Source organism: Geminocystis sp. GBBB08 (assembly GCF_016743215.1).
Classification (GTDB): Bacteria; Cyanobacteriota; Cyanobacteriia; order Cyanobacteriales; family Cyanobacteriaceae; genus Geminocystis.
Window position 1 is genome coordinate 21,860 of the sequence record NZ_VRZC01000034.1, and the last position, 6,802, is coordinate 28,661.

Genomic DNA, 6,802 nt, shown 5'->3' on the forward strand with positions numbered 1-6,802 from the left:
AGGAAGAGAAAAGAGAAATTTAGTTATCTTTAGATAACGTCAGCTATTAGCTTTGAAATTTATTTTAAAGTGGGATAGACAAAATTAATTATCAAAAAATCGTGGGTCTAAAACCCTGCCCTTCAGGGAATTAGTGAGCTATAATTAAAAAAACATCCTTCGATGTGGTTACGGACAATAAAAGGCAAAAACCAAGCCAATTTCAAGTAAACGTCTGTAGTATTTGGCGGTAGGGCATATCGCTACAGCTTGTGGAGAAAGAGTAAGACCAAGTAAAAAGTTCACTTTTGAAAGGCATCATTCGGTGAACGCTTGAATCCTCTCGCATGACGGCAGAGGAGTTGTCAAATATAGCCAAGGGTTTTAAACCCCTTGTTACCCATTACTGATTACTGATTACTGATTACTTTCCCTCTCAAACAGAAATTAACTTGTGAGTGTCAACTTAAGAAAGACAAAAAAAATCCCAATATTGAACCATAATGAGTTAAGATTCTTAACAAAGAAAATATTAAATTAAATAAAAAAAAGATAAAGGAGGGTATTTATGGCTTTAGTTCCCATGAGGTTACTATTAGATCACGCAGCCGAACATGATTATGGTATCCCTGCATTTAACGTTAATAACTTAGAGCAGATTTTATCCATTATGGATGCGGCTAATGAAACTGATAGCCCCGTAATTTTACAAGCATCTCGTGGCGCTCGTAGTTATGCTGGGGAAAATTTCCTCCGTCATCTGATTTTAGCGGCAGCAGAAACTTATCCTCATATTCCCATTGCTATGCACCAAGATCATGGTAATAGTCCTGCTACTTGTTACTCTGCTATTCGTAACGGTTTTACTAGCGTTATGATGGACGGTTCATTACAAGAAGATGCTAAAAGCCCTGCAACCTTTGAATATAATGTTAACGTTACCGCAGAAGTAGTTAAAGTAGCTCACTCTGTAGGTGCTAGTGTTGAAGGTGAATTAGGCTGTTTAGGTTCTCTGGAAACTGGTATGGGTGAAGCAGAAGATGGTCACGGTTTTGAAGGTAAACTAGATCATTCTCAGCTTTTAACTGATCCTGATGAAGCGGTAGAATTTGTAGAAAGAACTCAAGTAGATGCTTTAGCCGTAGCCATCGGTACAAGTCACGGTGCTTATAAATTTACTCGTAAACCCACTGGGGAAATTCTAGCTATCAGTCGTATTGAAGAAATCCATGCTAAATTACCTAATACTCACTTAGTAATGCACGGTTCTTCTTCTGTACCTCAAGAATGGTTAGATTTGATCAATAAATATGGTGGTAATATACCTGAAACCTATGGTGTACCCGTAGAAGAAATCCAAAAAGGAATTAAGAGCGGTGTTCGGAAAGTAAACATTGACACTGATAACCGTTTAGCTATTACAGCAGCCATTCGTGAAGCAGCTTTCAAAGATCCTTCTAACTTCGATCCTCGTCACTTTTTGAAACCCTCTATTAAATATATGAAACAAGTATGTTTAGAGCGTTATCAACAATTTTGGACAGCAGGAAATGCTAGTAAAATTAAACAAGTAAGCCTTGATGATTTTGCGAAAAAATATGCTAAAGGTGAATTAAGCTCTAGTAGTAAAAAAACCGTAGCTGTATAAACTATAGTTAAAAATCTTTAAAAATCAAAGCCCTACCCGTTAAAAGGTGGGGTTTTTTGTCACTTTAGTTAAAGTTAGATAATAAGTAAATAGCCTTGATTTTTTGGTTCTACCAAGTTTGTTATGCCAGTGTATCAAAATTTATTAACTTTTCATAACAGAATAAGTTTTATAATTCCTACCCTCATAATAGAATTGGGAAAACTACTATCTAACCCCTATAAATTTATGAGTTTGCAAACTTAAACGCCATTGATGATGATGAAGAATATAGTTAAAAATTAACTCTTGACTATCAGGATTTTCCCATTGGGGTTGTAAATATTTAAGAGTATTAATGGGTAGTTTTTTAGCTTCAGATTCTGCCCAAATTAAATCGTTTTCATCATTAATTACTACCTTTAATTCATTGACATAATTATAGATAGTTTCATGGGGTTTTTTATAGGTTTTAGGGGAAAAAGTTACCAAATCAAATTCACCGGTAAAAAGATGGGATCCTGATGTTTATAAATGAGTTTTATAGCCTAAATTTTTGAGAGTTTTGGTTAAAGGTAATAAATCATGTAATAAAGGTTCACCGCCGGTAATAATAATATGTTTGGTGTTAATATTAGTTAGTTTATTTTTAATATTTTCTACTGTTAATAAAGGATATTTTTTTATTGACCAAGTTTCTTTTTGATCACACCAAGGGCAATAAACATCACACCCTGCTAAACGAATAAAAAAGGAATTTTCTCCACTATAAAAACCTTCTCCTTGAATAGAATGGAACATTTCGACAACGGGATATTGATAATCTAAATTTAGTTGATTCTCCATTTTTACTTAATTAATAAACATCTTTAATTATAGATTCTTCCTCGCCATTGACGGGGTTTTTTGATGGCTGATAAGAAAATTCTCAATACTGCTAAAATATCGGCTAGGGGTGACAAGAAAAAGAATAATTCTCTTGCTGATTTCGTGAATTGATAGGAAGGTGCAATGGCAATTAACAAGGCAAAACGAATTAATAATAAAATACAATTTAAAGTAAACAATAAGTAAAAACTGAGAAAATTAAGCTCAGAGCAGAATAGAAAGCCTATGATAATAATAGGTAACGGTAAAGCCTGAATTAACATTAAAAAGCCACATTCTGCCCATAACCCTACCTTAGAAGTGGCATCTTTGAGATCAAGCGATCGCCCCCATTCTTTCCATGTTTCGAGGAAACCTTCATACATTCTCACTTTGATAATGTTTGCGCCATCAGCAAAGCCAACTTTATAACCTTTACTAGCAATATAACGAGCTAAAGTCACATCATCACAAAAAGAGTTAGAAGCACTACTATAACCATTTACCGCTTCTAAAACTTTACGTTTAATTAAAAAACATTGTCCATTTGCCATGACAGTTTCTGGACTTTTAGCATCAACTCCCGAAGACTCGAAACGATAAATTAAAGTCATTAATAAAGCTGGTTGTAACCACCATTCTCCGACATATTTAAGGATAAATTGAGGGGAAAGGGAAACCACATCATAATTATGAGTATTGGCAAAATTTAACAAGCTAGGAATTAACCCTTTTTGGGGTTGGGTATCGGCATCTATGCCTAAAATCCATTCACTACTTTTTGAACTACTTAGAAAACCATTATGTAATGCCCAAGGTCTGCCTACCCAATTAGTGGGTAAAGGAGGATCTGTAATTAGACGAATACGGGGATCTTTTTGTGAGGCTTTTATGACTTTTACCCTTGTACCATCTTGGGAGTTACTATCAACTATTAAAATCTCTTTGACTTCATAGCTTTGACGGGTAATGCCTTCTAACATTTTATCGAGACGATCGACTTCATTTAGAGTGGGCACAACTACGCTAACTTTACCTAAAAGAGAAGGATGAGGGAATTGAGATTTTAAAGGAGGAAAACGAGTTGCACCTCGAAATAAGCGACTAAGAAGAATAAAAAAACAAACAGTTTGAAATAATAAAAAAATAAAGCAAATAATTGCAATTATGGTCATTCCGTTAAATTAAGACTATATTAAGTAAATTTTAAACGGAAACCCCTCCCTAAAGCAAAAAAATCCCTATTCCTGATTCCTGATTCCTGATTCCTAATTACATTTCGAGTCCGGAACTAACTTCACCGATGGTGCTAGAAAAACCACCTGCAAGAATGTCAGCTTCTTTGACAAATCCACTATAGGCTTCCATGCCATGTTCAGAAATATCTAAACCTTTGACTTCTTCTTCTGGATGAACTCTAATGCCAATAGTAAATTTAATGGCATACCAGAAAATAGTACTCATGACAACGGTGAAACCACCAACGGTTAAAACACCGATTAATTGGGTAAAAAAACTATGACCATTAGTACTAAAAATACCGACTGCTAAAGTTCCCCAAACTCCACAAACTAAATGTACAGAAGTTGCACCTACGGGATCATCTATTTTTAACACCTGATCAAAAAATCCTACGGCAAAAACCACAATTACTCCGGCGATGGCTCCAATAATAACGGCACCAATATAGGTTACATCAGCACAACCAGCAGTAATTCCCACTAAACCGGCTAATACACCGTTAATAATCATCGATAAATCAGGTTTACTATCTTTAATCCAAGAAGTAGCCGTAGCAGTAAGACCACCAGCGGCGGCGGCAAGGTTTGTTGTTAAAGCAATATAAGGAATATTACCAGTAGCGGCTAATTCCGAACCGGGGTTAAAACCAAACCAGCCAATCCAAAGAATTAAACATCCCAGAGTAGCAATACTCATATTATGACCTGGTATAGCGTGGACTGTACCATCGTTGCTATATTTACCTTGACGAGGACCTAAAATTGCAGCCCCCATTAATGCTGCCCAACCGCCAACGGAGTGAACTACTGTTGACCCGGCAAAATCTTTAAATCCCATCTCCGCTAACCAACCACCATCCCAAATCCAATGTCCTGTAATGGGGTAAGCGATACCTACTAATAAAACACTGAAGATTAAAAAGGCATCAAAACGGATTCTTTCAGCTACTGCACCAGATACGATAGTGGCGGCGGTTGCGGAGAAAGCTAATTGGAAAAAGAAAGAAATTGATTCAGGTACTTTTGTCAAGGTTTTTACCTCAACTTCTTGCCCGTCAACAACTTTTTTGGCTATTTCAAAGGCTTCTGAGTCACTGTAGGGAAGACTACTACCATGAAAGAAAAAACCATCTAAACCGATAAAACCATTACCATTACCGTACATTAAACCATAGCCTATGGCCCAATAAACGATGGAAGCAATGGCAAATACGATGAGGTTTTTTGCTAAGACGTTAACAGCATTTTTTTGGCGGCAAAAACCAGTTTCTAACATTGCAAAACCAGCGTTCATGAAGACAACTAAAGTTCCTGTAATCAATAAAAATACAGAATCTAAAATAATTTTAAGTTGTCCGACATCTTCAGGTTGTCCAAAACCCTGAGCATTTGCTGCCATATTCCATACTACAAAAATAAGAGCAGTTAAAGGAATACAGGCTAACTGATAAGGAGAGAATAAATTTTTAACACGAGCTATAGAATTAAGTATAAAACTATCTTGGATTTGTGACCTAGAAGTTTTTTTCTTTGTTGTTTTTGAGATCATCACCATTGATTTTTATTGGTATGTTTTTCATCCTAAACTACATAAGAATTGAGGATTTAATGACTTAAGTCTTCAATTAACTGTTAAATATTGATCTGTTTTACTGAAGATTTTCTGTATCTAAAAATACAATAATCCATGATTAATAGACCATAACAAAGAATAATTAAGAATTAACTATGGAACTCAAAAGTATGGCAATAGATATTTATCAACCATAAACAAGAAATCAATTCTTATGATTAAATCGTCTATTTATCTTTTTATTTTCTCTTATTTATTCTTTATCTTATAGTTTGTGGCATAAGTATAATGAGAAAAAAATAGCTATTTATGGTTAGTTATTTTCCTAAAAAATTTAATTAAAGTTAAGAAAAGTTAATTTCAGCATCAATATTTTTCCTCTTCATCATCAAGTTTTATTGGCAGAGACAGAAATATAGCAATCTTAAATGATTCGTGGCAAAATCAACATGACAAATTTCAAGGCAAAGGGTTTAAACCCCTTGTTTCATAAGCATTTAATAATTTATTTGTACTATAAAATATTTGACAACTGATTTAGGATTGCTATAGAACCCATTTGGTATCTTTTTTAGAATGGTTACATAATAATGATTTCAGAAGAAATACTTTAATCTCGTCAAAGCCTTTTGTTATTTGGGTTACAGGCGTAAATATCAAATAGGTTCTATAATGTAAATGTAAGTATTTTTGAAGATCATTGATTATGACTACCACCTCCGAAGAAGTTTGGCAATTATTAAAAGAGTTAATCGAGGCTCAAAAAGAGACAGAACAATTACTGAAGGAACAAGCTCAAGAAACTGATCGAGGTTTTCAGGAAATAAAAGAACGTTTTGCCGAAACTGATCGACGTTTTCGAGAAACAGAAAGACTACTGAAACAACAAAGTAAAAAAACCGATGAGCAAATCGGTAAATTAGGTAATCGTTTAGGGGAGTTTGTTGAATGGCAAGTGCGTCCTGCTGTAGTGCGATTATTTCAAGAAAAAGGCATTGATGTTCATGAGTTTCTCCCAGATGTGTCGGTAAAAAGGGCGACGGGTGGTTTACAGATTGATTTGTTAGTAGTTAACGAAACGGAAGCAATTTTAGTGGAAGTGAAAAGTAAACTTTCTCAAGGGGATGTGGATGAGCATTTGGAGAGGTTAGGTAAATTTAAGGAATTAATGCCTCGTTATCGAGATGTGAATGCTTTAGGAGCGGTAGCCGGGATGATTGTACCAGAGCATATTGGTAATTATGCTTATCGTAAGGGTTTATATGTCTTAGCTCAATCAGGGGAAAATGTAGTTATTTTAAATGATAGTAAGTTTAAACCCAGAGTTTGGTAAGAAAGATCGATTGTGGGGTATTGCTTTGTTACAAGAGGGTTTGATCGCTTTTATTTGTTACGATTATATCGGAAAACAAAACCAATGGGATTGCTCTGTCATAAAACAGTAATCTAGGGCGATGCACACCCCACCATTTTTTTTGGGTTACACCACGACAAGATCGGCATTAGTCAAGGCTA

At 35.0% G+C, this 6,802-nt stretch carries 4 protein-coding genes and 1 pseudogene; 2 read left to right on the forward strand and 3 right to left on the reverse strand.

Going from position 1 to position 6,802, the window contains the following annotated elements; all coding sequences use genetic code 11:
* Window positions 1-547 precede the first annotated feature (547 nt).
* Window positions 548-1,627 (forward strand): class II fructose-bisphosphate aldolase, encoded by a 1,080-nt coding sequence (fba, locus tag FWJ34_RS06685; protein WP_308254549.1) that lies wholly within the window; start codon window positions 548-550, stop codon window positions 1,625-1,627.
* Between the two features lie 207 nt (window positions 1,628-1,834).
* Here fba and FWJ34_RS06690 read toward each other — a convergent pair.
* The 3 genes and pseudogenes from FWJ34_RS06690 to FWJ34_RS06700 all read right to left on the reverse strand — a co-directional run bounded on the left by FWJ34_RS06690 (window position 1,835) and on the right by FWJ34_RS06700 (window position 5,263).
* Window positions 1,835-2,452 (reverse strand): annotated as a pseudogene (locus FWJ34_RS06690) (7-carboxy-7-deazaguanine synthase QueE).
* A 23-nt stretch (window positions 2,453-2,475) separates the two neighbouring features.
* Window positions 2,476-3,648: a 2'-O-glycosyltransferase CruG gene (gene cruG / locus FWJ34_RS06695; protein WP_308254550.1), complete on the reverse strand. Its 1,173-nt coding sequence runs from the start codon at window positions 3,646-3,648 to the stop codon at window positions 2,476-2,478.
* A gap of 97 nt (window positions 3,649-3,745) precedes the next feature.
* A complete protein-coding gene (locus FWJ34_RS06700) occupies window positions 3,746-5,263 on the reverse strand; it encodes an ammonium transporter (protein WP_308254553.1) in 1,518 nt (505 codons plus the stop codon).
* 730 nt (window positions 5,264-5,993) lie between these two features.
* Here FWJ34_RS06700 and FWJ34_RS06705 point away from each other — a divergent pair.
* The gene (locus FWJ34_RS06705; protein WP_308254551.1) at window positions 5,994-6,620 is read left to right on the forward strand and encodes a DUF3782 domain-containing protein; all 627 of its coding nucleotides are present in this window, start codon (window positions 5,994-5,996) and stop codon (window positions 6,618-6,620) included.
* Window positions 6,621-6,802: the final 182 nt, after the last annotated feature.

Coding starts and splice junctions, on each gene's coding strand:
- FWJ34_RS06700 (WP_308254553.1), bottom strand. CDS start 5,263: ATGATCTCAAAAACAACAAAGAAAAAAACTTCTAGGTCACAAATCCAA.
- cruG (WP_308254550.1), bottom strand. CDS start 3,648: ATGACCATAATTGCAATTATTTGCTTTATTTTTTTATTATTTCAAACT.
- fba (WP_308254549.1), top strand. CDS start 548: ATGGCTTTAGTTCCCATGAGGTTACTATTAGATCACGCAGCCGAACAT.
- FWJ34_RS06705 (WP_308254551.1), top strand. CDS start 5,994: ATGACTACCACCTCCGAAGAAGTTTGGCAATTATTAAAAGAGTTAATC.